The following is a 21,425-nucleotide window of genomic DNA, read 5'->3' on the forward strand; positions in this document are numbered from 1 at the left end:
TCGCGATCCGGCAGGATCGTGTCGTTCGGCTAGGGTCGCGGGGGTGAGCTGCGTGGGGCGGGAGCGCATCGAGCGCGCGGTCCGGTTCGGGGAGGCCGGGCTGGTGCCCGACCCGCACCGGGAGGCGGGGTGGACCGTCGTCGTCGACGGCGTCTCCCAGTCCTTCGTGGACCTCGACGACCCCACCTACCTGAAGTTCCCCTACGTCGCCTGGATCGGGCAGGCGATCGACCGGCACTGGCCGGCCGGGGCCGCCGTCTCGGCGACCTACCTCGGCGGCGCCGGGTGCACGCTGCCCCGCTACGTCGCCGCCACCCGCCCCGGCTCCCGGCAGGTCGTCTTCGAGCTCGACGCGCCCCTGGTGGAGCTGGTGCGCGAGCACCTGGCGCTGGACGCGGTGCCGGGGCTGGAGGTGCGCGTGCAGGACGGGCGCGCGGGCGTGCGAGCGGCCCCGGACGGCTCCACCGACCTGCTGGTGCTCGACGTCTTCCGCGCCGGGAGCGTGGCCACCGAGCTGGCCACCGTCGAGTTCCTCACCGACGTCGCGCGCGTGCTGCGCCCCGGCGGCCTGTTCGCGGCCAACGCCTGGGACGGCGGGGAGCTGGCGTTCGCGCGGCGCGCGATCGCCTCGGTCGGCGCGGTGTTCCCGCACGTCCTGGTCCTCGCCGAGCCCGGGGTGCTGCTCCGCACCCGCGCGGGCAACGTCGTGGTCGTCGCCTCCACCCGCGCGCTGCCGAAGGCTGACCTCGAGGCGTGGGGCGCCGCCGCGGCGAACCGGATGTCCTGCCTCACCCCGCGGCAGGCCGCCGCCGTCGTCGGGGCGGCGGAGCCGATCACCGAGGCCGCCCCGCACACCGCACCGGTACCGCAGGTCCGGCGCGAAGGCGAACCCCGCTAGCGGACGCTCCGGGGACGCGGGGCCAGGACGTCGACGGTGCCCAGCAGGGCCATGTGCGCGTACGCGGCGAGCACCGCCGCCAGCAGGATCCAGCCGCCGCCGCTCGTGACGTCCGGTTCGGACAGCCACAGCACCGCGCCGAACACCAGCGCCGTCAGCGCGACCGCGGCGAACCGCGCGCTGGTCCGGTAGGCGATCGTCGCGGGCCAGGTCAGCAGCGCCGCGGCGATCCCCAAGCCCAGCGGGCCGAGCCGGAACCCGGTGCCGAGCAGCCAGAACTCGGCGACGACCACCACCGCCGCCACCGCCAGCGCGGGCAGCCAGCGCGCCAGGCCGCGGCCGAGGCGGCGCGTGACCCGGCCGGCCCACCACACCGCGAACACCACCACCAGCAGCAGCGCCACCACCGCGGCGGGGACGGTGGAGCTGCCCGAGAAGTCCGCGACCGCCGACCAGTCACCGCGCACCGGGGTGTGGGCGAACCAGCCGAAGTCCGGCCCGGGGAGGGCACCGGACGCGGGTGGGCTGACCGCGATCGCGGTCAGCGGGGCCTGGCCGTCCGGCCCGACCGGCTGCGGACCCGGCCCGGTGAACGCCACCGCGGTGGCCGCCAGCAGGCCCAGCAGCGCGGCCCGGCGCGGCGCGGCGACGGCGTAGGCGAGCAGCATCGCCAGCGGTTTGGCCACCGTCATCGCCCGGCGGAGCAGCCACCGCAGCGCGCCCCGTCCCGAGGGGCGGGCGGCGCGGTAGGCGAGCATGCCGAACCGGGTGGCCAGCGACAGCGCCCGCCGCTCCCCCAGGTCGGGGAACCGCTGGCGGCCGACGTCGTAGCGCTCGACCTCGCTGACCAGCTGCTCCGGGCTGGGCGTGGGCGGCCGGCCCCCGCCGCGCTGGTCCGCCCCCGGGGCCACCGTCGCCACGTACGGGACCTCCTCCGCCGCGATCGTCCACTGGAGACGTTCGGTGAGCAGGGTGCGGGTCTCGGTGAGCGGGTGCTCGTCCTCGGGCCGCGCGAACAGCGCGTCGAGCTCGGCGCGCACCTCCCCCGCGTACCGCGCCCACACCTCGGCCAGGAACCCGCGCCACTGCGCGGCCCGCTCCTCGTCGAGCTCGCCGAGCTCGGCCTCCGTCGGGGTGCTGACGATCTCCCGCAGCGCCTCGGCCAGCGCCTCCGCGCTGCCGTGCCGCCGCAGCCGGCCCGGGTCGGTGAGCAGCCCGACCAGCGCGGCGGCGGCGTCCATGCGGCCCCACATCCAGTCGTTGGCGCGCCACTTCGCGGACAGGAAGGCGCCGAAGTTGCCGATGTCCAGCCCGCGGATCTTGTCCGCGATGCGCAGCGGCACGCCCTCCCCGCGCCGCAGCGCGTCGAACGGCAGCGGGCTCTGCTCGTCGCTGACCACCCGCAGCAGGTTGATCCGCGTCCCCGGCACCCGGCCGACGTCCAGCGGGGCGGTCAGCACCACCAACCGCTGGAGCACCTCGGCCCGCTGGTCGCTGCGCTCCAGCAGCGAGTAGCCGATCTGCTCGGGCTCGTCGCACCGGGTGCGCGGCGGAGCCAGGGCGGCCAGCTGGTCGGCGACGCGGTGCAGCAGCTTGCGCGCCTCCGCCACCGCGTCCACCCCGGTGGCCTCCGGCACCGCGTCCGCTCCCGAGGACTCCACGATGGACTGCAGCTCGGCGGCGAACTCGGCCAGCACCCGCTGGAAGTCGTCCGTGCCGTCCTCCACCGCGCTCAGCACCTCGCCGAGCAGCGGCGCGATCGGCGTGGGCAGCGCGTGCTGCAGCCGGTCCCGGCGGCGCAGCACCCGCTGCACCCACTCGTCGAGCTCGGAGGTCTCGACGATCGGCTCCAGCTTCGCGCCGTTGATCCAGTACCGGTCGGCGTGGCCCTCCAGCACCTCGGCGAAGGCCCGCAACCGGTAGAGCGTCCACTTGCAGTGCCCGATCTCCCGGCTCTGCGGCGACCAGCGCTCGATGTCCCACGCCCAGCCGAGGCACTCCTGGACCGCGGTGAGCAGGCTGCGCGCGTCGGAGAAGACCCGCGTCGTCGCCTCCCGCGCGAGCCCGTCGGACAGGCGCCGCGCGAGCTGGTTGCGGGCCTGGGCCGACCAGTCCGCGAGCGGGTCGCCGACCACCGGCGGCAGCAGCGTGCCGTCCTCGGTGCCCGCCGGTTCGGTGAGCAGCCGGTACGCCGCCTGCGCGTCGAGCTCCGCGCGCACCACGGCGTGGTCGGTGGCGACGGCGGCGACCTGGCGCTCCAGCACGGCGAGCCGCTGCGCGTCGGGCGCGGAGTGGAGCGGGGCGAACAGCGCCTTGCGGCGCAGCGCGGTCCGCTCGACGACGAGGTTGTGCTCCTCCAGCGCGTCGAGGTCGGCCAGCAGCGACTCCTGGGTCATGCGGGCGCGCAGCGCGCTCAGCGTGACCGGCACCGCGCGCCCGGCCTCGCGGCGCTGCTCGCGCGCGGCGACGGGGTCCGGGTTGAGGTAGAGCAGCCAGCGCTGCGTCGGCCGGTCCGCGGGTGCTTCGGTGATCGCGCGGATCGCCGCCGACACCGGGATGTTGTCCAGCACGCCGCCGTCGATCACCCGGAACGGCGTGGGGCCGCCGTCGTCGGTGGTCTCGGAGAACAACCCGACCATGTTCGGCTCCCCCGCCGGGGGTTCGCCGCGCGAGGAGTGCACCCGGGCGGGCTCGAAGGCGAAGGGGAACGCCGAGGTGGCGCGGGCGGCGTGGGCCAGCCGCAGGACCGTGGCGTCGAAGTCCTCGCCCGTGCCGAAGTCCGACAGCGGGTCGCCCGCCCGGCCCCGGTGCCGGAACTCGAACGAGGCGGTGCGCCGCTCCTGCAGCATCACCCCGGACCGGTTGTCGAGGTGCTGCTCCAGGACCGGGTCCAGCAGGGTCGCGGTGAGCAGCAGGTCGGCGCTGCCGCCGGGCAGCTGGGCGTCGGCGGGGACGTTGCGGGTGATGACCTTGACCAGCTCGGCGCGGAAGTAGTCGTCGCCCTCCATCAGCGACGGCGGGCCCGGCTGCCAGAACTTCGGCACCGGCCGGGCCATCGCCTCCGCGTCACCCAACCGGACCCAGACCTCACGCATCCGGTCGAAGGGCATGCCGTAGACCAGGGTGGTGGCCAGCAGGGTGGCGTTGAGCCCGCCGGCCGAGGCCCCGGCCAGGACGTCGACGACGACGGAGTCGTAGCCGGACAGCGCCGCGAGCGCCGCCCACGGGTGCGGTCGGTCCCCGGTGCGGAGCAGCGCGGTGCGCAGGCGGTTGATCTCGGCGACGGCGCCCCCGATCCACACCGCCATGCTCGCGCCGCCACGCATCGCCAGCGCCAAGCGCAGTTCCTGCTCGTTCTCCGCCCCAGCCGCGGTGGACACCCCGGAACCCGCCCCCTCGCTCGTCACCTGCGGACCATCCGAAACCTACCGTGAGAACGCAGGGCGGAGGCCGCCAACGGACGCACTCTCCCCCGTTGCTCCCAACCCCAAGACTGGCGGGACGGCGCCGGGAGCGCGCCCCCACGACGGGAGCCGGTGCGGGGGCGCGCTGCGGCCGTCACTCCTCCGGTGGGGTCCAGCGGTCGGTGCGGGTCATCCCCGCGGCCCGCCCCTTGCCCGCGATGACCAGGGCCATCTTCCGGGAGGCCTCGTCGATCATCTCGTCGCCGAGCATCGCCGCGCCGCGCGCGCCGCCGGCCGCGGAGGTGTACCACTCGTAGGCGTCCAGGATGTTCTCGGCGTGGTCGTAGTCCTCCTGGCGCGGGGAGAACAGCTCGTTGACCGCGTCCACCTGCGCCGGGTGCAGCACCCACTTGCCGTCGAACCCGAGCGCCGCGGTGCGGCCCCCGACCTGCCGCAGCCCGTCCACGTCCTTGATCTGCAGGTACGGGCCGTCGATCGCCTGCACGCCGGCGGCGCGGGCGGCGATGAGGATGCGCATGAGCGTGTAGTGGTAGGCGTCGCCGACGTCGTAGCCGGGCGGCTGGTGGCCCACCACCAGGGAGCGCATGTTGATCGAGGCCATGAAGTCCGCCGGCCCGTAGACGAGCGCCTCCACCCGCGGCGAGGCGGTGGCGATCGCGTCGACGTCGACCAGGCCGGCGGCGTCCTCGATCTGCGGCTCGATGCCGATCCGGCCGACCTCCAGGCCCATCGCCCGCTCGACCTGGGACAGCGTCAGGTCCAGCCACCGCACGTGCTCGGCACTGCTCACCTTGGGCAGGATGATCGTGTCGAGCTCGGCGCCCGCGCCCTCCACGACGGTCACCACGTCGCGGTAGGTCCACTCGGTGTCCAGCGCGTTGACCCGGACCGAGCGGACCTTGCCGTCCCAGCCGCCCTCGTTGAGCGCGCCGACGACCCGCTCCCGCGCCTCGGCCTTGGCCAGCGGCGCCACCGCGTCCTCGAGGTCCAGGAAGAACTGGTCGACCGCCAGGCCGCGCGCCTTGTCGATCATCTTCGCACTGGAACCGGGCACCGCCAGGCAGCTGCGCCGAGCACGTCGACCGTCCACGTTGTCCTCCTCAGCGTCGAGATCTGCTGCGTGTGTACCACGCTGCCGACCCGGCCAGGGCGTGCCGAAGGTCACCCGGACTCGCCGACCAGCGGACCGCGCGCGGAGTGCCTAACCTGATCGCGTGGTTGCCGCGACCAGGGTCTTCGCGGCTCGGGCGGCCGGACTGCCGGTGTTCGGGCCGGATGGCGAATCGATCGGTCGAGTGCGCGACGTGGTGGCCGGACTCAGCATCGGGCGGCGGCCGCCGCGCGTCCTCGGACTGGTCGTCGAGCTGCCCACGCACCGCCGCATCTTCGTGCCGATGCTGCGGGTGACCCGGATCGAACCCACCGCGGTGACGCTGGCGACCGGATCGGTGAACCTGCGGCGGTTCCACCAGCGCCCGAACGAACTGCTCGTGCTCGGCCAGCTCCTCGGCGCCCGGGTGGCGGTCGAGCGCACCGGTGCCGCCGCCGCGCTGGTCGACGTCGCGATGGAGCCGACCCGCACCCGCGACTGGCAGCTGACCAAGCTGGCCGTCCGCGAGCGCACCGGGCGGCTCGGCCGCCGCGGCCCCACCCGGGTGCTGGACTGGGACGAGGTGACCGGGCTGGAGTTCGCCGAGGTCACCGGCCGCCCGCAGGGCGTCAAGCAGCTGCTGGCGATGTTCGACACGATGCGCGCCGTCGACGTCGCCAGCACCCTGCACGACCTGCCGCCGCAGCGCCGCTACGAGGTGGCCCTGGCGCTGGACGACGACCGGCTCGCCGACGTGGTCGAGGAGCTGCCGGAGGAGGACCAGAAGGACCTGCTGCAGCACCTCGACGAGGCGCGCGCCGCCGACGTGCTGGGCGCGATGAGCCCGGACGACGCCGCCGACCTGCTCGCCGAGCTGTCCGAAGTGGACAAGGACCGGCTGCTGGACCTGATGGCCCCGGAGGAGTCCGCCCCGGTGAAGCGGCTGCTGGAGTACTCCTCCGACACCGCGGGCGGGCTGATGACGACCGAGCCGGTGGTCGTCGGACCGGACGCGACCATCGCCGAGGCGCTGGCCGTGGTGCGCAGTCCCGGCCTGCCGGTGGCGCTGGCCAGCCTGGTGTTCGTCTGCCGCCCGCCGTCGGCCACCCCGACCGGCCACTACCTGGGGTGCGTGCACATCCAGCGGCTGCTCCGCGAGCCACCGTCCACCTTGGTCGCCGGGGCGCTGGACACCGACCTGGCCAGCCTGTCCGCGGACGCGCCGCTGACCGAGGTGACCCGCTACTTCGCCGCCTACAACCTGGTGTGCGGGCCGGTGCTCGACGACGAGGGGCACCTCATCGGCGCGGTCACCGTCGACGACGTGCTGGACCACCTGCTGCCGGAGGGCTGGCGGGAGAGCGGGCTCCCCGAGGCCGAACCGGCGCAGCCGACGAACCGGGAGGCGCGCTGATGCCCGAGCTGCTGACCCACCACCGACTCGACCAGCCCCGGACGCTGCGCCGGCTGTCCGTCCCCTTCGACCGGGAGATGTTCGGCCGGGCCTCCGAGCGCATCGCCCGCTTCCTGGGCACCGGCACCTTCCTCTTCTGGATGACCGTCGTGGTGGTCTGCTGGATCGGGCTGAACCTGTTCGCGGTCGGCCTGCGGTGGGACCCGTACCCGTTCATCCTGCTCAACCTGGCCTTCTCCACCCAGGCCTCGTACGCCGCGCCGCTGATCCTGCTGGCGCAGAACCGCCAGGACGACCGGGACCGCATCGCCCTGGAGGAGGACCGGGCGCGCGCCGAGCAGACCAAGGCCGACACCGACTTCCTGGCCCGCGAGCTGGCGGCGCTGCGCCTGGCGATCGGCGAAGTGGCCACCCGCGACTACCTGCGCGGCGAGCTGGAGCGCCTCCGCGAGGAGCTGCACCCGCCGGCGGGCGACAAGCGCCGCCCCCGCACCCCGGCGCGGACCGACGAGCCCTGACCGCGGGTCAGGCCGGGTCGAGGTCGGCGTAGAGGGCGACGATCGCCGGGGCCGTGACCGGGCGGGCGAGGTACTCCTCGCGGGTCATCCACGCCAGCTCGGCGATCTCCGCCGCCGGCTGGGGCTCCCCGTCGAGCTCGCCGGAGTAGCAGCTCAACGACACCTGCACGCCGTCGCCCTGGCCGACCGCGTCGGTCTCGTAGCGGCGGAAGAAGCGCGCGCCCACCAGCCCGACGCCCAGCTCCTCGCGGACCTCCCGGTGCAGGGCCTGCTGCTCGGTCTCCCCCGGGTCGATCTTGCCGCCGGGCAGGTAGAACGCCTCCTGGCGGTCGGCGCGGACCAGCAGCAGCCGGCGGTCGGCGAACCGCACCAGACCGACCGCGCGGATCACCTCGGGCGTCGGGGACGTCGTTCCGGGCATGCCGTCATGCTTGCGCACGCGGCCCCGGGGGCGAGGGCACACCCCCGTCGGCCAGCCGCTCGCAGGTGCGCACCAGGGCGTCCAGCTCGCCGTCCGTCGCCGACACGAAGTACCGCGCGACGCCGCTGCGGTGCGTCGCGGCCGCCGTGCGCAGCCGTTCCTCACCACGTTCGGTGATCACCGCCTGCACCCCGCGGCCGTCGGAGTCCACCCGGACCCGCTGCACCAGCCCGAGCCGTTCGAGGCGGTCCACCAGCCTGGTCACGCCGGAGCGGGACAGCAGCACCACTTCGGCCAGCTCGGTCATCCGCAACCGGCCGCCGGGCGCCTCGGCCAGCGCTTCGAGCACGTCGAAGGCGGCCAGGGTGAGCCGTTGCTCGGCGATCAGGTCGCCCTCCAGGCAGCGCGTGACGCGGGCGTGCGCGCGCAGGAAGCTGCGGTACGCGAGCAGTTCGCTTCGAGTAGGGGTTCGATCGGGAGCCGTCTCGGCCACGAAGATTCATATTACTGTCCGCGTTCACTCGACTGCGCAGCGCCCCGGTCGTGGGGTGACCCGTCACCCGGTGTAGCGCCACGGCTGCCCGTCACCCCTGTTCCGGGCGGGCTACCGGTCCGTAGCATTGGAACCGACCCCGACGGGGCGATGTGAGAGCCTGGAACTCTCCGCGACGTTTCCCAACTGCTTGCCGAGGTAACCGTGACCAGTACGCAGTCCACGCCCACCGAGGACGCCGTCCGCAAGGCGCTCGCCGAGGTCGAGGACCCGGAGATCCGGCGGCCGATCACCGACCTGGGCATGGTGAAGAGCGTGTCCGTCGGCTCTGACGGCGCCGTCACGGTCGAGGTGTACTTGACGGTCAAGGGCTGCCCGATGCGCGAGACCATCACCCAGCGCGTCACCGCTGCGGTCTCCGCGGTCGAGGGCGTCAGCTCCGTCCAGGTCGAGCTGGACGTGATGAGCGACGAGCAGCGCACCGAGCTGCGCAAGATGCTGCGCGGCGACGCCGCCGAACCGCGCATCCCGTTCGCCGAGCCGGGCTCGATGACCCGGGTGTACTGCGTGGCCTCGGGCAAGGGCGGTGTCGGCAAGTCCAGCGTCACGGTCAACCTCGCCGCCGCGATGGCCGAGCGCGGGCTGTCGGTGGGCGTGGTCGACGCCGACATCTACGGCCACTCGGTGCCGCGGATGCTGGGCGCGGGCGGCAAGCCCACCCAGGTGGAAAAGATGATCATGCCGCCGCAGGCGCACGGCGTGAAGGTCATCTCGATCGGCATGTTCACCCCGGGCAACACCCCGGTGGTCTGGCGCGGCCCGATGCTGCACCGCGCGCTGCAGCAGTTCCTCGCCGACGTGTTCTGGGGCGACCTCGACGTGCTGCTGCTGGACCTGCCTCCCGGCACCGGTGACGTGGCGCTGTCCACCGCCCAGCTCATCCCGAACGCCGAGATCCTGGTGGTCACCACCCCGCAGCAGGCGGCCGCCGAGGTCGCCGAGCGCGCCGGGGCGATCGCCATGCAGACCCGCCAGCGGCTGGCCGGCGTGGTGGAGAACATGTCGTGGATGGAGCTGCCCGACGGCCAGCGCATGGAGGTCTTCGGCTCCGGCGGTGGCCAGCTGGTCGCGGAGTCGCTGTCCCGCTCGATCGGCACGGACGTCCCGCTGCTCGGCCAGGTCCCGCTCGACCCGCGGCTGCGCGAGGCGGGCGACAGCGGCACCCCGCTGGTGCTGGAGGACCCGGAGTCCCCGGCGGCGGTCGTGCTCAACGACATCGCCAAGCGCCTGTCCACCCGCGCCCGCGGCCTCGCGGGCAAGTTGCTGTCGGTCTCCCCGGCGTAGCCCGGCCGGTCAGCCGCGCTTGGTGATGGCGAGCAGGCCCGGGCCGGTCGGGAGGGTCACCGGGACCAGGTCCTCGTCGGCCTGGACCTCGCGGATCAGCTCGCGCAGGGCCTGGGCCATCGCGCTGCGGGTGTCCGGGCCCGCCAGCTGGGTCCCGGCGAACACGATCACGCCGCCCGGGCGCAGCAGGCGCAGCCCGAGCTCCAGGTACTGCGAGTGCTCGGTGGTGGCGATGTTGACCGTCACCAGGTCGTAGCCGCCCTCGGTGAGCCGGGGCATGAGGTCGATCGCGCGACCGGCGATGAGCCGGGTGCGACCGGCCGGGACGCCCGCTTCGCGCAGCGTCTCGCGGGCCTCGCGGTGCACCGACGCGTCCGGGTCGATCGAGGTCACGACACCGTCGGGCACCATGCCCCGGAGCAGCCACAGGGCTGTTTCCCCCGATCCGGTGCCGACCTCCACGACGGCTTTCGCCCGCAGCGCCGCGGCCAGGAAGCGCAGCACGTGCAGCGGCGACGCCCCGACCGACGTGCCCTGCGGGCCGTCGGGCATGCGCAGCGGTGTCTGCTCGGGGCCCGCAGGCCCGGCACCGACCGGCGTCTCGGGAATCACAACGCGAAAGGTTATCGATGTTGTGCGCTTCCGTGACCCGCGCCGTCGACATCGTTAGTGGGCCGTTTCCGGACCGCGCCCGGGGCGGAGTGCTCCGGACGGAGTTCTCAGGCTGCTCTCAGGCGCCTATCACGTCCACCTCACCAGGGCAGACGAGAGTAGTAGCGTCAGGACTCGCACCCCTCGGCGTCTCACCGGCGGGGAACCGGGAACAACGCACCCGGTTCGTTCGTTCTGGTGGATGCACAGCACAGGAGGTGGCTTTTCGCCCGATGGCACATCAGCCGATGAGTGTGGCCCCCGTTGTCCACCCGAGCACCGGTACCCAGCCGGGCACGGTCTCGCCCGCCGACGAGGTCGCCTGGACCCCACCGTCCTGGGACGAGGTCGTGCGGCAACACGCCGACCGGGTGTACCGACTGGCCTATCGCCTCACCGGTAACCAGCACGACGCCGAGGACCTCACCCAAGAGACCTTCATCCGGGTGTTCCGCTCGCTGGCGTCCTACAAGCCCGGGACGTTCGAGGGCTGGCTGCACCGGATCACCACGAACCTCTTCCTCGACATGGCCCGCCGCAGGTCGCGCCTGCGGATGGAGGGCCTGCCCGAGGACACCGACCGGCTGCCCGGCGGCGGACCGAGCCCGGAGCAGGTGTTCTCCGACACCCACCTCGACCCCGACCTGCAGGCGGCACTGGACGCCCTGCCCCCGGAGTTCCGGGCCGCAGTGGTCCTCTGCGACGTCGAAGGCCTCTCCTACGAGGAGATCGGGACGACCTTGGGTGTGAAGCTCGGCATGGTGCGCAGCAGGATCCACCGCGGTCGACAGATGCTGAAAGCTGCCCTGGAATCTCGTCGCGAACAAGCCCGGGAGGTTTGACGGATGACGGTGATGCGTGGGTGGGGGCTGCCTGAGCAGCACCTCGCGCTGGACGCGATCGTCGCTTTCGTGGACGGGGAGCTGAGCCCGAACGCCCATGACCGCGCCGCCGCCCACCTGGCCCGGTGCCCCGCGTGCACCGCGGACGCCGCCGCGCAGCGCCAGGCGCGCGCCGCGGTCAAGGCCGCCGGGACCCCGTCGATCTCGCCGTCGCTCCTGCAGGCCCTGCAGGCCATCCCCGCCAACGCCGAGCTGCCCGGTCAGCCCGACAACCTCGCGCTGACCGAGGACGGCCAGCTGGTCACCGTGTCCCGCACCGACAGCTCCAGCCGGTTCGGCACCGGCCCGGTCCTGGGCTCGTCCACCCCGTTGGGGGGTGGGCAACCGCTGGGCAGCGCCCCTTTCGGCGGTGAGCCGGGGACCGGTCGCCGGGTGGGCCGGCGCACCAAGCAGGGGGCCGGGGTGGCGCTCTCCGGCCTGGTGCTCGGCGCGCTCGCGCTGATGAACCTGCCCGCCGACGAGGACGGGCACCCGGTCCCCGGGGTGCCCGCGCCACTGCCGGGCGACGGGCTGGCCGTGGTGCCGGCCTCCGCCCGCGACTCGCTGCCGCCCGAGCCGACCAGCAGCGCGCCGCCCGAGCCGCTGGTCGCCGCGGTCGTGCCCTCCCCCGGCCAGGCACCGACGACCACCACGAGCGCCGCACCGCAGAACTGACCCGCGCTCGCGATCTCCCTCCCCGCTCCCACACGAACTTCACCGCTCCCACGGCAGAATGAGGGCACCGGTGCGGCCCCGGTGCCGGTGGCACGGGGCACGCGCCCGTGTGATCCACTCGAGGGGACGAGTCCGACCGCATGCCCGGGGAGCGATGACCGACCAGCCAGGAACGCCCGCGCAGGGCCCGGACCACCAGGGACGACGCCACGACGGTCCCCGCGCGAGCCAGACGGACCACGACGGACGGCCCGCGCAGCCGGTGCACCCGTGGCAGGGCGCGTCCACCACGGCGCGCGGGGTGCCTGCCACGGTGAACGGCTCCGCGGAACCTCCTCGCCTGGCGCCGAAGCCGCTGCACCGTCCTCCGGTCGACCCCGCGCAGAGCGCGTCGTTCCGCCGCCCGCCGGGCGTGACCGGCAGCTTCGACCCGAACCGCCCCGCCCTGCCGGTGCGCGGCATCGAGGGCACCGCTCCCCCGGCGGCACCGCTGGCCGGGGCCTTCGGCCGTCCCGCGGACAGCACCGAGCAGCTCCAGCGGGCTCCTGGCGAGCGGCCCATGACCCCCGAACCGGACGAGGAGCCGGTGCTGTGGGGTTCCGACGAGCGCGACCCGTGGCGCAACCCGGCCGCGGGCGCTGTGCTCGGCCCGCCCGCCGCCTCCGCCGACCAGGACGAGGGCTCGGGGCCCACCGAGACCGGGCCGCTGCTCAGCGCCCGCGAGGTCCTCTTCGGCCGCCGGGTGCACCCCCGCGCGCTCGCGGTCCTCGGCGTGGTCGCCCTGCTCATCGGCCTCGCCGGGGGGTTCATCGGCCGGATCACCGCGGAGGAGGGCAACCCGCTGCTCAACCCGTCGGTGACGCTGGCGGAGGTGGAGACCGGCAACCCGGACCGCCCGAAGGGCACGGTGGCCTCCGTCGCCAAGCGCGTGGTGCCCGCCGTGGTCTCGGTCGAGGTGCGCGTCGGCGCGCAGGGCGGCAGCGGCTCCGGCGTGGTGATCGACGGCGACGGCTACGTGGTGACCAACAACCACGTGGTCTCGATGGCCGCCGACACCCCGAACGCGCAGGTCTCCGCGGTGTTCCACGACGGCACGCGGGCCCCGGCGCGGATCGTCGGCCGCGACGTCAAGACCGACCTCGCGGTGATCAAGGTCGAGGTCGCCAACCCGACCGTGGCGCAGCTCGGTGACTCCGACAGCCTCGCGGTCGGCGACGACGTCATCGCCATCGGCTCCCCGCTGGGCCTGGCGGGCACCGTGACCACCGGCATCGTCAGCTCGGTGCACCGCCCGATGCGGCTGGCCGGGGAGGGCACCGACACCAACGCGGTGATCGACGCGATCCAGACCGACGCCGCGATCAACCCCGGCAACTCCGGTGGCGCGCTGGTGGACGGCAACGGCGCGGTGGTCGGCATCAACAGCGCCATCCGCACCCTCGGCGCCGGCGGCATGGGCGGGTCCATCGGGCTGGGCTTCGCGATCCCGATCGACGACGTGCGGCGCATCGCCCAGGAGCTCATCCGCACCGGCCACGTGCAGCACGCCGACCTGGGGGTCAACGCCAAGTCGGTGAGCGACGGCCTGGCCGACGGCGCGCAGGTGCAGAACGTGCAGGACGGCAGCGCCGCGGCGGCGGCCGGGATCGCCGAGGGCGACGTGATCATCAAGGTCGGCGAGCGCAAGGTCGGCAGCGCCGACGAGCTCGTGGTGGCGGTGGACCGGCACCAGGTCGGTGAGCAGGTCCCGGTCACGGTGGTGCGGCAGGGCCGCGAACTGGTCCTGGACGTGACCCTCCGCTGATCGGGGGGCGCCTCCCGGTTGCGCGTTCGGCCACTTCCCCTCTCCAACCGGGCTCCCCCGGTCGGTACGCTGGGGGCGTTGACGGCTCGCGCGGGTGGGCGGGCGGCGCAGGACCCGGAGGTAGGCGAGAGGTGTTCGATAGCATCGGCTGGCCCGAGCTCCTCGTGCTCATCGTGGTCGGCCTGTTCGTGCTCGGACCGGAGCGCTTGCCGCAGGGCGCGGCCTGGCTCGGCCGGACCATCCGCCAGGTCAAGGAGTACGCGACCGGCGCCCGCGACCAGATCAAGTCCGAGCTGGGGCCGGAGTTCGACGAGCTGCGCAAACCACTGGAGGACCTGCGCGGCATCCGCAACTTCAACCCCAGGACCGCGGTGCAGAAGCACCTCTTCGACGGGGAGAACCCGCTCGACCTCAACTCGAACGGGAACGGCCACTCGCCGCAGCCGACGCCGCAGCAGCGTCCGCTGCAGCCGGGGGAGCGCCCGCCGTTCGACTCCGACGCGACCTGATCCGGGTGACCCACACCACCACCGCAGCCGCTGCCAACCAGCAGCACAGCAGCACCGTCATGCCGGACCAGCCCCACGCCCCGTAGGACGCGCCGCCCACCACGCCGCCGACGCTGCTCCCGCCGTAGTAGGCCAGCTGGTACAGCGCGGACGCCTGGCTGCGGGCCTGCGGTGAGGCCTGGACGCCGACCCAGCCGCTGGCCACCGAGTGCGCGGCGAAGAACCCGCCGGTGAAGACGACCAGGCCGAGCACGATCACCGCCAAGTTCCCGGCCAGCATCAGCAGCAGTCCCAGTGCGGTGACCGCGAGCCCGCTGAGCAGGACCGTGGTGCGGCCGTAGCGGTCGGCGGCGCGCCCGGCGAGCGTCGAGGTCACCGTGCCCGCCGCGTAGGCGAGGAAGGCGAGCGCGGCCAGCGCCGGAGGCACCAGCAGCGGCGGCGCCGTCAGGCGGAAGCCGAGGACGTTGTAGACCGTGACGAACGAGCCCATGCCCAGCACGGCGACCAGGTACGGCGCGTGGAGCACGGGGTCGCGCAGCGCCGCGCGCAGCCCGCCGAACAGCGGTCCCAGCGACAGCGGCGTGCGCTGGTGGTGCCGCTCGGCGGGCAGCAGCACCACGAACAGCGCGGTGCAGACCGCCGCGAGCAGGGCCACCGCGAGCACGCCGCCGTGCCACCCGGCGAAGTCGCCGACCACGCCGCCGAGCAGCCGGCCGGTCATCCCGCCGATGGTGGTGCCCGCGACGTAGAGGCCCATGGTGGCGCCCAGGTTGCGGCCACCGACCTCCTCCGCGAGGTACGCCGTGGCGACCGCGGCGAGGCCGGCGACCGCCACGCCCTGGACCAGGCGGAGGACGACGAGCACGCCGAACACCGGGACCCACGGCAGCAGCAGCCCCAGCACCTCGGCCACCAGCAGCGCCCCGATCATGACGCGGCGGCGGCCGACGACCTCGGCGAGCGCGCCGAGCGGGATGGCCGCCACCGCCAGGCCCAGCGTCGCGGCCGACACCAGCAGCGCCACCGTGCCGGGTGCCAGCCCGAACTCCTGGGCGAACTGCGGCAGCACCGGCTGCGGCGCGTAGAGCAGGGCGAACAGCGCCAGCGCGCCGAGCAGCAGGGCGATGCGGATGCGGGTGGTGCGTGCCTGGTCGTCCACGCTCCTGATGGTGAGCAGTCCTAAATGATGCGTCCAATACGTCGTTGCGACATGATCGATGCGATGGTGGATCAATCGCAGCCGGTCGACGACCCGTCCCAGCTCGCGGCGCACCTGGCGCCCACCCTGGCGGTGCTGCGGGCGGTCGCCGCCGAGGGGCACGTCACACGGGCCGCGGAGGTCCTCGGCGTCCCGCAGCCGACGGTCAGCCGCACGCTCGCCAAGCTGGGCGCGCGGCTCGGCGCCCCGGTCACCGCCCGGCAGGGGCGGGGCATCCTGCTGACCCGCGCGGGCACCCTGCTGGCCAGGGCCGCCGAGGACGCGATGCAGCGGTTGGAGGCCGGGTGCCGGGCGGTGGTCGAGGAGCTCGACCCGGACCGCGGCCGGGTGACGTTCGGGTTCCAGCACACGATGGGCAGCACGCTGGTGCCGCCGCTGCTGCGCGGGTTCCGCGACCAGCACCCGCAGGTGCGGTTCGAACTGGTGCAGGGCTCGCGCGACACCATGCTCGCGCGCACCTGGGCGGGCGAGGTGGACCTGTGCCTCGTCGCCCCGCTGCCCGTGGGCGACCCGCGCTGGGAGTGCGCCACGGTCCAGGAGGAGCCGCTGGTGGCGGTCCTGCACGTCCACCACCGGCTGGCGCGGCGGGCGGCGCTGCGGCTGGCCGACCTGGCCGCGGAGGACTTCGTCGCGATGCGCCCGGGCTACGGGATGCGGCAGATCTTCATGCGGCTGGCCGAGTCCGCCGGGTTCGAGCCGCGGCTGGCGTACGAGAGCGAGGAGGTCGACACGGTCCGCGGGTTGGTCGCGGCCGGGCTCGGCGTCGCGGTGCTCCCGCCGGCCGGCACCGCTCCGGCGCCGGACACCGTGGAGATCCCGCTCACCCCACCGGCCTACCGCACGATCGGCCTCGCGTGGCCCGCGAACCGCCCCCAACCCCCGGCGGTGCGCACCTTCCGCGACCACGCCCTCACCACCCGGTCCGGGTGAAGCGTGCAGGGCCCCTCTCACCGACCGGGTCGGCGGGAGGGGCCCTTCACCTCGACTCGACCGGGTGAGCGGCTCGGGTCAGGAGTCGGCGAGGGTGGCGGCGAGCTCGACGAGGCTGCGGGCCGCGAAGCCGGTGCCGCCCGCGACCACCTCGTCGTGGTCCTTCTCCGCCCGCGCCGGACCGGCGATGTCCAGGTGCGCCCACGGCAGGTCGCCGGTGAACTCCCGCAGGAACAGCGCTGCCGTGATGCCGCCCGGCCCGCTCGGGGTCTGCTTGACGTCGGCCAGCTCGCCCTTGACCGCCTCCGCGTGGTCCTCGACCAGCGGCATCCGCCACCAGGCCTCGCCGACCCGCGCACCGGCCGCGCGGACCTTCTCGGCCAGCTCGTCGTCGGAGGCGAACAGCCCGCCCGTGCGCAGCCCCAGGGCGACCTTCATCGCGCCGGTCAGGGTCGCGACGTCCACCAGCAGGTCGGGCTCGAGCCGGTCGACGGCGTAGGCGATGGCGTCGGCCAGCACCATCCGGCCCTCGGCGTCGGTGTTGCCGACCTCGGTCGTCTTCCCGCCGTAGTGCCGGACGACGTCACCGGGCCGGTAGGCGCTGCCGGAGACGTGGTTCTCCGCGGACGGCACCAGACCGGTCACCCGCACCGGCAGGCCGAGGCGCGCGATGGTCAGCAGCGCGGCGATCACCGCACCGCCACCGGACATGTCGGTGCGCATCAGGTGCATGCCCTCGGCGGGCTTGATCGAGATCCCACCGGTGTCGAAGGTGATGCCCTTGCCCACCAGCACCAGGTGCGGTCCCGTCGCGCCCTTCGGGCGGTAGGCGAGCTCCAGCAGCCGAGGCGGGCGCGACGATCCGCCGCCGACGGCGAGGATGCCGCCGAAACCGCGCTCGGCGAGCCACTTCTCGTCGCGCACGGTGGCGGTCAGGTCCGGCAGGTCCCCGGCCAGCTCCGCTCCGGTTCCGGTGAGCCAGGCCGGGTCCTTGACGTTCGACGGGGTGTTCGCGAGGTCGCGGGCCAGGGCCGTGGCCGCCGCCAGCTCACGGGCGCGCCGGGCCTGTGCACCCAGCGCCGCCACGTCGGCACCCTCCGGCGCGACGAGCAGGACCTTGCGCAGCCGCGGCGGCACCGGCCGGCGCGACACCCGGAACCGGTACCCGCCGAGCGCCAGGCCCAGCACCAACGCCGTGACGGTCTCGCCGTCGACGTCCGCGGGCAGCTTCACCTGGAGGTAGTCGGCGTCGGAGGCCTCACCGAGGTCGCCGGGCTCCTCGTCGGACTCAGCCGCCTCACCGAGCCGTTCGCGCACCGCGCGCGCCAGCGCGCCACCCGCGCTGCGCCACTGCGCCGCGCCGCCGGACCCGACCCCGACGGCCCAGCCGACCCCGCCGTCGCGCAGCGGGAGCGCGCGGGCCGTCCCCGCCGACGCCGAGGCCCCGACGGCCTCCAGCACGGCGGCGTCCACATCGAACTGTTCGGCCGCGTCGGCCAGCCCGGGTCCCGACTCACCGTCGAACACCGGGACCGCACCGGGCACGCCGTCCCGCCACTGCCGCACGACGTCCACTTCGACCAGAGCGGTCGGGATCGCGGGCAGCGCGGGGTCCACGTCGCGGACCGGTTGGGCGGAGCGGAACACTGAGGCACCGGACACGTGAAGACCTTCCTGCACGGACGGGCCGCGCACTCTCGAGAACTACCGTCGTCACCCGCGCGGTCACGATCCGCACTCGACCGCGGGGGCCTGCCTGGTCGACGACGGCCCCGGCGCCGTCCTCGGCACCGGGGCCCGGTCGCGGCGAAGAGTGCTCGCCACTCGTCGTCGGCGCTGCGCTGTCGCCTCGGCGCGGGAAGCACCGCGGCGGTCCTCCCCGCGGCACCCCCGGGATCGCCGGCTGGCGGCCTCAGCCGGTGGCGGACTCCAGGGCATCGCCCAGGTTCTTTGCCTCCTCGACCGACATCTCGACGACGAGCCGCCCACCACCCTCAAGCGGAACGCGCATCACGATGCCGCGTCCCTCCTTAGTCACCTCGAGGGGACCGTCACCGGTCCGGGGCTTCATGGCCGCCATAGCGTGCTCCCTCCGTGAACTCTTACCCCGCTGATCGCCACAACCAGCTCGGGTCTGTCCCCCATTCTCCCCCATCCCGAGGCTGGGACGAAACCGAACCGATCAACTCGTGTCGGCCGTGCGCTGGTCGAATGCCCGCGAGGGCTGGCAGACTCACCGCTCGCGCGGGTTGTTCCCGGGTCGCCGGCGACGGGCCGGGGCAGCCGACGCGCCGCAGGGCGCCGCGGCCGGCGGACCACCACCGCAGGACCTCGACTACCTGCGACAACACTGTCCACCTGGGACATCGCGCGCCCCGTGGCGTCCACTGTGGAACACGGTGCGCCGTCCCGGCCGAGGAGCGGCAGCGGACCGCGAGGCAAGGAGCTCGAAAGTGACCGACGTACTGCTGACCGAGGACACCGCCGGTGTGCGCCTGCTCACGTTGAACCGCCCCGATTCGTTCAACTCCCTCAACGTCGAGCTGAAGCAGGCCCTGCTCGGCGCGCTGCGCGACGCGGCCGCGGACGACTCGGTGCGCGCCGTGGTGATCACCGGTGCGGGCCGGGCGTTCTGCGCCGGGCAGGACCTCAAGGAGCACGTCGCACTGCTGGAGGCCGGCGACCCGAGCCCGCTCAAGACGGTCGAGGAGCACTACAACCCGATCATCCGGGCCGTGACGAGCATGCCGAAGCCGGTGATCGCCGCGGTCAACGGCACCGCCGCCGGGGCGGGCGCGTCCCTGGCCTACGCCTGCGACCTGCGGGTGGCGTCGTCGAACGCGAAGTTCCTCATGGCCTTCGCCAACGTCGGCCTGTCCACCGACTCCGGCGCGTCCTGGACGCTGCCCCGGCTGATCGGCTACGGCCGCGCCATGGAGATGCTGCTGCTCGCCGAGCCGGTGGCGGCCGAGGAGGCGCTGCGCATCGGCATGGTGAACCGGGTCGTCGGCGAGGGCGAGGCGCGCGACGCGGCCATGGAGCTGGCGACCCGCATGGCGGCCGGCCCGACGTTCGCCTACGCCCGGATCAAGGAGACCGCGCTGGCGGCGGCGGCCGAGGGCCTCGCCGAGACCCTGGCGGTCGAGGCCGGCGCCCAGGCCGAGGCCGGGGCCACGGCCGACCACCGCGAAGCGGTCGACGCCTTCGTCAACAAGCGCACCCCCGACTTCACCGGCCGCTGAGGCCGAGCCGGCACCGAGCGGGGGCTCGGGCACCCACGACGCACCGGAGTGCAGGGCACCTCTCGCCAACGGGGTCGGTGAGGGGTGCCCTGCACCTCCCTCCACGCACCCGGCGGTGAGCCGGGACCGCGTCACCCAGCCCGCCAGCAGTCGGCCAGGTGGTCGTCGACCATGCCGGTGGCCTGCATGAGGGCGTAGCAGGTCGTGGGCCCGACGAAGACGAAGCCGCGGCGCTTGAGCTCCTCGGCCATCGCCGTCGACTCCGGGGTGGTCGCCGGGACGTCCGCCGTCGTCGCCGGGCGGCGCGCCCGGCGCTCCGGGGCGAACGACCAGAGCAGCTCGTCCAGCGGCCGGTCCAGCTCCAGCACCGCCCGCGCGTTGCGGATCGCGGCGTCGACCTTCGCCCGGTTGCGGACGATGCCCGCGTCGCCGAGCAACCGCTCCCGGTCGGCGTCGTCGAAGGCCGCCACCTTCTCCGGCTCGAACCCGGCGAACGCGCTGCGGAACGCCTCCCGCTTGCGCAGGATCGTCAGCCACGACAACCCGGACTGGAACGCCTCCAGGGTCAGCCGCTCGAACAGCGCTGCGACGCCGCGCAGCGGCACGCCCCACTCGCGGTCGTGGTACTCGGTGTAGTCCGGCGGTCCCGCGCCCCACGGGCACCGGGCCTTGCCGTCCGCGCCGAGCACGGCGCCGGATCCGCTCACCCGCTCCTCCTGTCGTACCGGCGGCAGAACTCCGCGAACGCGTCCAGCGACCGCCGCAGGCCCCAGCTGAACGCGGGCCGGACCACGGGCCAGACCAGTCCGGCACCCGCCGGCAGGGTCAGCCGCTCCCACCAGACGAAGGTCGACGCCGCGTTGCCGCACCGGACCACGTCGAACCCGCCGGAACCGACGACGAGCGCGCCGACGTGGCGCACCCGGCAGCTCCGCGGTGGCCGCCACTCCACGATCTCCATCCTGTCGACGACCCCGACACCGGCGAACCCGGTCACCGCGAGCAGCTGCCCGCCGGGCCCGTCGGCGGCACCGACCGGGTGCACCTCGGTGCCCAGCATCCACTCGCCCTGCCGAGCCCAGTCGGTCGCCGCGGCCCACACCACCTCCGGCGGGGCCTGGACCGGGACGCTGCACCTCAGCTCGACCGGGCCCACCGCTCAGTCCTCCTGGGCGTCGGCGCGCGCAGCGCGGACCTCCTGCAGCTGCTGCCCGGCGACCTCGAGCTGGCGCTCGAGCACCGCGATGCGGCCGTGCAGCTCGTCGATCTGCCCGGCGAGCCGCTCCAGCGCCCAGTCCACCTCGGAGGCCTTGTAACCGCGCAGGACCTGCTGGAACCGCAGCGCGCGCACGTCGGAGCCCTCGATGTCGGCGGGAGGCAGACGGGTCGGGGTCGCGCCGGGCGGCAGCGGGGACAGCTCCTCACCGCGCCCGAACACGAGCGTCGCGAGCAGGTACACCACCGCGGCGACGGCGAGCACCGCGAAGAGGTAGATGAGCGCACTAGCCACGGTCGTCCATCGTGGCACGGACGGCGCCCCGCCGCGGCCACGGTCAGGTCTTGGCCGGGGTCGCGTCGAGGACGCCTTCGATGGCGGTGGTGAACTCGCGCCACGCCCGCCGCTCTGCCTGCAGGGTCTGCGCACCGGCCTGGGTCAACCGGTAGGTGCGGCGCTGTCTGCCGCCGACGGTGCTCCACGTGCTCTGCACGTACCCGGCGCGCTCCAACCGCCGCAGCGCCGGGTAGACGGTTCCGGTGGGGAGGTCCAGAGCACCACCGCTGCGTTCCTGCAGCGCCTCGATGATCGCGTAGCCGTGCAATGCCCTGCCGTCGAGCGTGGCCAGCAGAAGGGCATCCAAGTGGCCGCGGAGCGCATCAGCCTTCACAGGTAGCGACTCTACGGTCATTTGC

Annotated in this window: 22 protein-coding genes; 10 read left to right on the forward strand and 12 right to left on the reverse strand. The window is 74.3% G+C overall.

Annotation, left to right across the window (positions count from 1 at the left end):
- The first annotated feature begins 43 nt into the window (after positions 1 to 43).
- On the forward strand, positions 44 to 898 hold the full coding sequence (locus HNR68_RS25605) for a spermidine synthase (protein ID WP_343050406.1): 855 nt from the start codon (positions 44 to 46) through the stop codon (positions 896 to 898).
- Here HNR68_RS25605 and HNR68_RS25610 read toward each other — a convergent pair.
- Together HNR68_RS25610 and HNR68_RS25615 are read right to left on the reverse strand one after the other, a co-directional pair.
- Positions 895 to 4,305, reverse strand: coding sequence for a patatin-like protein (locus HNR68_RS25610; protein WP_343050407.1), 3,411 nt, complete (start codon positions 4,303 to 4,305; stop codon positions 895 to 897). The genes HNR68_RS25605 and HNR68_RS25610 overlap by 4 nt on opposite strands.
- Before the next feature lie 151 nt (positions 4,306 to 4,456).
- Positions 4,457 to 5,413 carry an aldolase/citrate lyase family protein gene (locus HNR68_RS25615; RefSeq protein WP_179724266.1) on the reverse strand — a complete coding sequence of 319 codons (957 nt, stop codon included), beginning with the start codon at positions 5,411 to 5,413 and terminating at the stop codon, positions 4,457 to 4,459.
- 124 nt (positions 5,414 to 5,537) lie between these two features.
- Between HNR68_RS25615 and HNR68_RS25620 the strand changes: the two genes are divergently transcribed.
- Together HNR68_RS25620 and HNR68_RS25625 are read left to right on the forward strand one after the other, a co-directional pair.
- Positions 5,538 to 6,827, forward strand: a complete 1,290-nt coding sequence (locus HNR68_RS25620) for a magnesium transporter MgtE N-terminal domain-containing protein (RefSeq protein ID WP_179724267.1) — start codon at positions 5,538 to 5,540, stop codon at positions 6,825 to 6,827.
- Complete coding sequence (locus HNR68_RS25625; RefSeq protein ID WP_179724268.1) at positions 6,827 to 7,345, forward strand: DUF1003 domain-containing protein; 519 nt, start codon at positions 6,827 to 6,829, stop codon at positions 7,343 to 7,345. The genes HNR68_RS25620 and HNR68_RS25625 overlap by 1 nt, the downstream gene beginning before the upstream one ends.
- 7 nt (positions 7,346 to 7,352) lie before the next feature.
- On the opposite strand, the gene HNR68_RS25630 is transcribed toward HNR68_RS25625, so the two are convergent.
- Together HNR68_RS25630 and HNR68_RS25635 are read right to left on the reverse strand one after the other, a co-directional pair.
- On the reverse strand, positions 7,353 to 7,766 hold the full coding sequence (locus HNR68_RS25630) for an NUDIX hydrolase (RefSeq protein ID WP_179724269.1): 414 nt from the start codon (positions 7,764 to 7,766) through the stop codon (positions 7,353 to 7,355).
- A gap of 4 nt (positions 7,767 to 7,770) precedes the next feature.
- Positions 7,771 to 8,259 carry a MarR family transcriptional regulator gene (locus HNR68_RS25635; protein WP_179724270.1) on the reverse strand — a complete coding sequence of 163 codons (489 nt, stop codon included), beginning with the start codon at positions 8,257 to 8,259 and terminating at the stop codon, positions 7,771 to 7,773.
- 204 nt (positions 8,260 to 8,463) lie between these two features.
- Here HNR68_RS25635 and HNR68_RS25640 point away from each other — a divergent pair, with 204 nt between their 5' ends.
- Complete coding sequence (locus HNR68_RS25640) at positions 8,464 to 9,603, forward strand: P-loop NTPase (RefSeq protein WP_179724271.1); 1,140 nt, start codon at positions 8,464 to 8,466, stop codon at positions 9,601 to 9,603.
- Positions 9,604 to 9,612: 9 nt separating this feature from the next.
- Here the strand turns inward: HNR68_RS25640 and HNR68_RS25645 are convergent, their stop codons facing one another.
- On the reverse strand, positions 9,613 to 10,215 hold the full coding sequence (locus HNR68_RS25645) for a class I SAM-dependent methyltransferase (RefSeq protein ID WP_179724272.1): 603 nt from the start codon (positions 10,213 to 10,215) through the stop codon (positions 9,613 to 9,615).
- Between the two features lie 287 nt (positions 10,216 to 10,502).
- Between HNR68_RS25645 and sigE the strand changes: the two genes are divergently transcribed.
- The 4 genes from sigE to tatB all read left to right on the forward strand — a co-directional run bounded on the left by sigE (position 10,503) and on the right by tatB (position 14,123).
- Entirely contained in the window at positions 10,503 to 11,096 is a 594-nt protein-coding gene (gene sigE / locus HNR68_RS25650; protein ID WP_179724273.1) for an RNA polymerase sigma factor SigE, read from the forward strand.
- Positions 11,097 to 11,099: 3 nt separating this feature from the next.
- Positions 11,100 to 11,810, forward strand: coding sequence for a zf-HC2 domain-containing protein (locus HNR68_RS25655; protein WP_179724274.1), 711 nt, complete (start codon positions 11,100 to 11,102; stop codon positions 11,808 to 11,810).
- A gap of 154 nt (positions 11,811 to 11,964) precedes the next feature.
- A complete protein-coding gene (locus HNR68_RS25660) occupies positions 11,965 to 13,614 on the forward strand; it encodes a S1C family serine protease (protein WP_179724275.1) in 1,650 nt (549 codons plus the stop codon).
- A gap of 131 nt (positions 13,615 to 13,745) precedes the next feature.
- Positions 13,746 to 14,123 carry a Sec-independent protein translocase protein TatB gene (tatB, locus tag HNR68_RS27035; RefSeq protein ID WP_179724276.1) on the forward strand — a complete coding sequence of 126 codons (378 nt, stop codon included), beginning with the start codon at positions 13,746 to 13,748 and terminating at the stop codon, positions 14,121 to 14,123.
- Here the strand turns inward: tatB and HNR68_RS25670 are convergent.
- Positions 14,026 to 15,282 carry an MFS transporter gene (locus tag HNR68_RS25670; RefSeq protein ID WP_179724277.1) on the reverse strand — a complete coding sequence of 419 codons (1,257 nt, stop codon included), beginning with the start codon at positions 15,280 to 15,282 and terminating at the stop codon, positions 14,026 to 14,028. The two genes, tatB and HNR68_RS25670, sit on opposite strands and share 98 nt — an antisense overlap.
- A 63-nt stretch (positions 15,283 to 15,345) precedes the next feature.
- Here HNR68_RS25670 and HNR68_RS25675 point away from each other — a divergent pair, with 63 nt between their 5' ends.
- On the forward strand, positions 15,346 to 16,272 hold the full coding sequence (locus HNR68_RS25675; protein WP_246330534.1) for a LysR substrate-binding domain-containing protein: 927 nt from the start codon (positions 15,346 to 15,348) through the stop codon (positions 16,270 to 16,272).
- Between the two features lie 78 nt (positions 16,273 to 16,350).
- Here the strand turns inward: HNR68_RS25675 and HNR68_RS25680 are convergent, their stop codons facing one another.
- Complete coding sequence (locus HNR68_RS25680; protein WP_425502926.1) at positions 16,351 to 17,889, reverse strand: leucyl aminopeptidase; 1,539 nt, start codon at positions 17,887 to 17,889, stop codon at positions 16,351 to 16,353.
- A 295-nt stretch (positions 17,890 to 18,184) separates the two neighbouring features.
- Positions 18,185 to 18,352 carry a DUF3117 domain-containing protein gene (locus tag HNR68_RS25685; RefSeq protein WP_009949794.1) on the reverse strand — a complete coding sequence of 56 codons (168 nt, stop codon included), beginning with the start codon at positions 18,350 to 18,352 and terminating at the stop codon, positions 18,185 to 18,187.
- Positions 18,353 to 18,725: 373 nt separating this feature from the next.
- Between HNR68_RS25685 and HNR68_RS25690 the strand changes: the two genes are divergently transcribed.
- Positions 18,726 to 19,514 (forward strand): enoyl-CoA hydratase-related protein, encoded by a 789-nt coding sequence (locus HNR68_RS25690; protein ID WP_179724279.1) that lies wholly within the window; start codon positions 18,726 to 18,728, stop codon positions 19,512 to 19,514.
- 131 nt (positions 19,515 to 19,645) lie between these two features.
- On the opposite strand, the gene HNR68_RS25695 is transcribed toward HNR68_RS25690, so the two are convergent.
- Genes HNR68_RS25695 through HNR68_RS25710 form a run of 4 tightly spaced genes read right to left on the reverse strand, consistent with a single transcriptional unit; the run spans position 19,646 to position 21,400 of the window.
- Complete coding sequence (locus HNR68_RS25695) at positions 19,646 to 20,221, reverse strand: DNA-3-methyladenine glycosylase I (RefSeq protein WP_343050409.1); 576 nt, start codon at positions 20,219 to 20,221, stop codon at positions 19,646 to 19,648.
- A complete protein-coding gene (locus tag HNR68_RS25700; protein WP_179724280.1) occupies positions 20,218 to 20,670 on the reverse strand; it encodes an SRPBCC family protein in 453 nt (150 codons plus the stop codon). Before HNR68_RS25700 ends, HNR68_RS25695 begins: the two co-directional genes overlap by 4 nt.
- A gap of 3 nt (positions 20,671 to 20,673) precedes the next feature.
- On the reverse strand, positions 20,674 to 21,024 hold the full coding sequence (locus HNR68_RS25705) for a DivIVA domain-containing protein (protein ID WP_179724281.1): 351 nt from the start codon (positions 21,022 to 21,024) through the stop codon (positions 20,674 to 20,676).
- 43 nt (positions 21,025 to 21,067) lie between these two features.
- Positions 21,068 to 21,400, reverse strand: coding sequence for a helix-turn-helix transcriptional regulator (locus HNR68_RS25710; RefSeq protein WP_179724282.1), 333 nt, complete (start codon positions 21,398 to 21,400; stop codon positions 21,068 to 21,070).
- Positions 21,401 to 21,425 lie beyond the last annotated feature (25 nt).

It is taken from the genome of Saccharopolyspora hordei (assembly GCF_013410345.1).
GTDB lineage: Bacteria > Actinomycetota > Actinomycetes > Mycobacteriales > Pseudonocardiaceae > Saccharopolyspora > Saccharopolyspora hordei.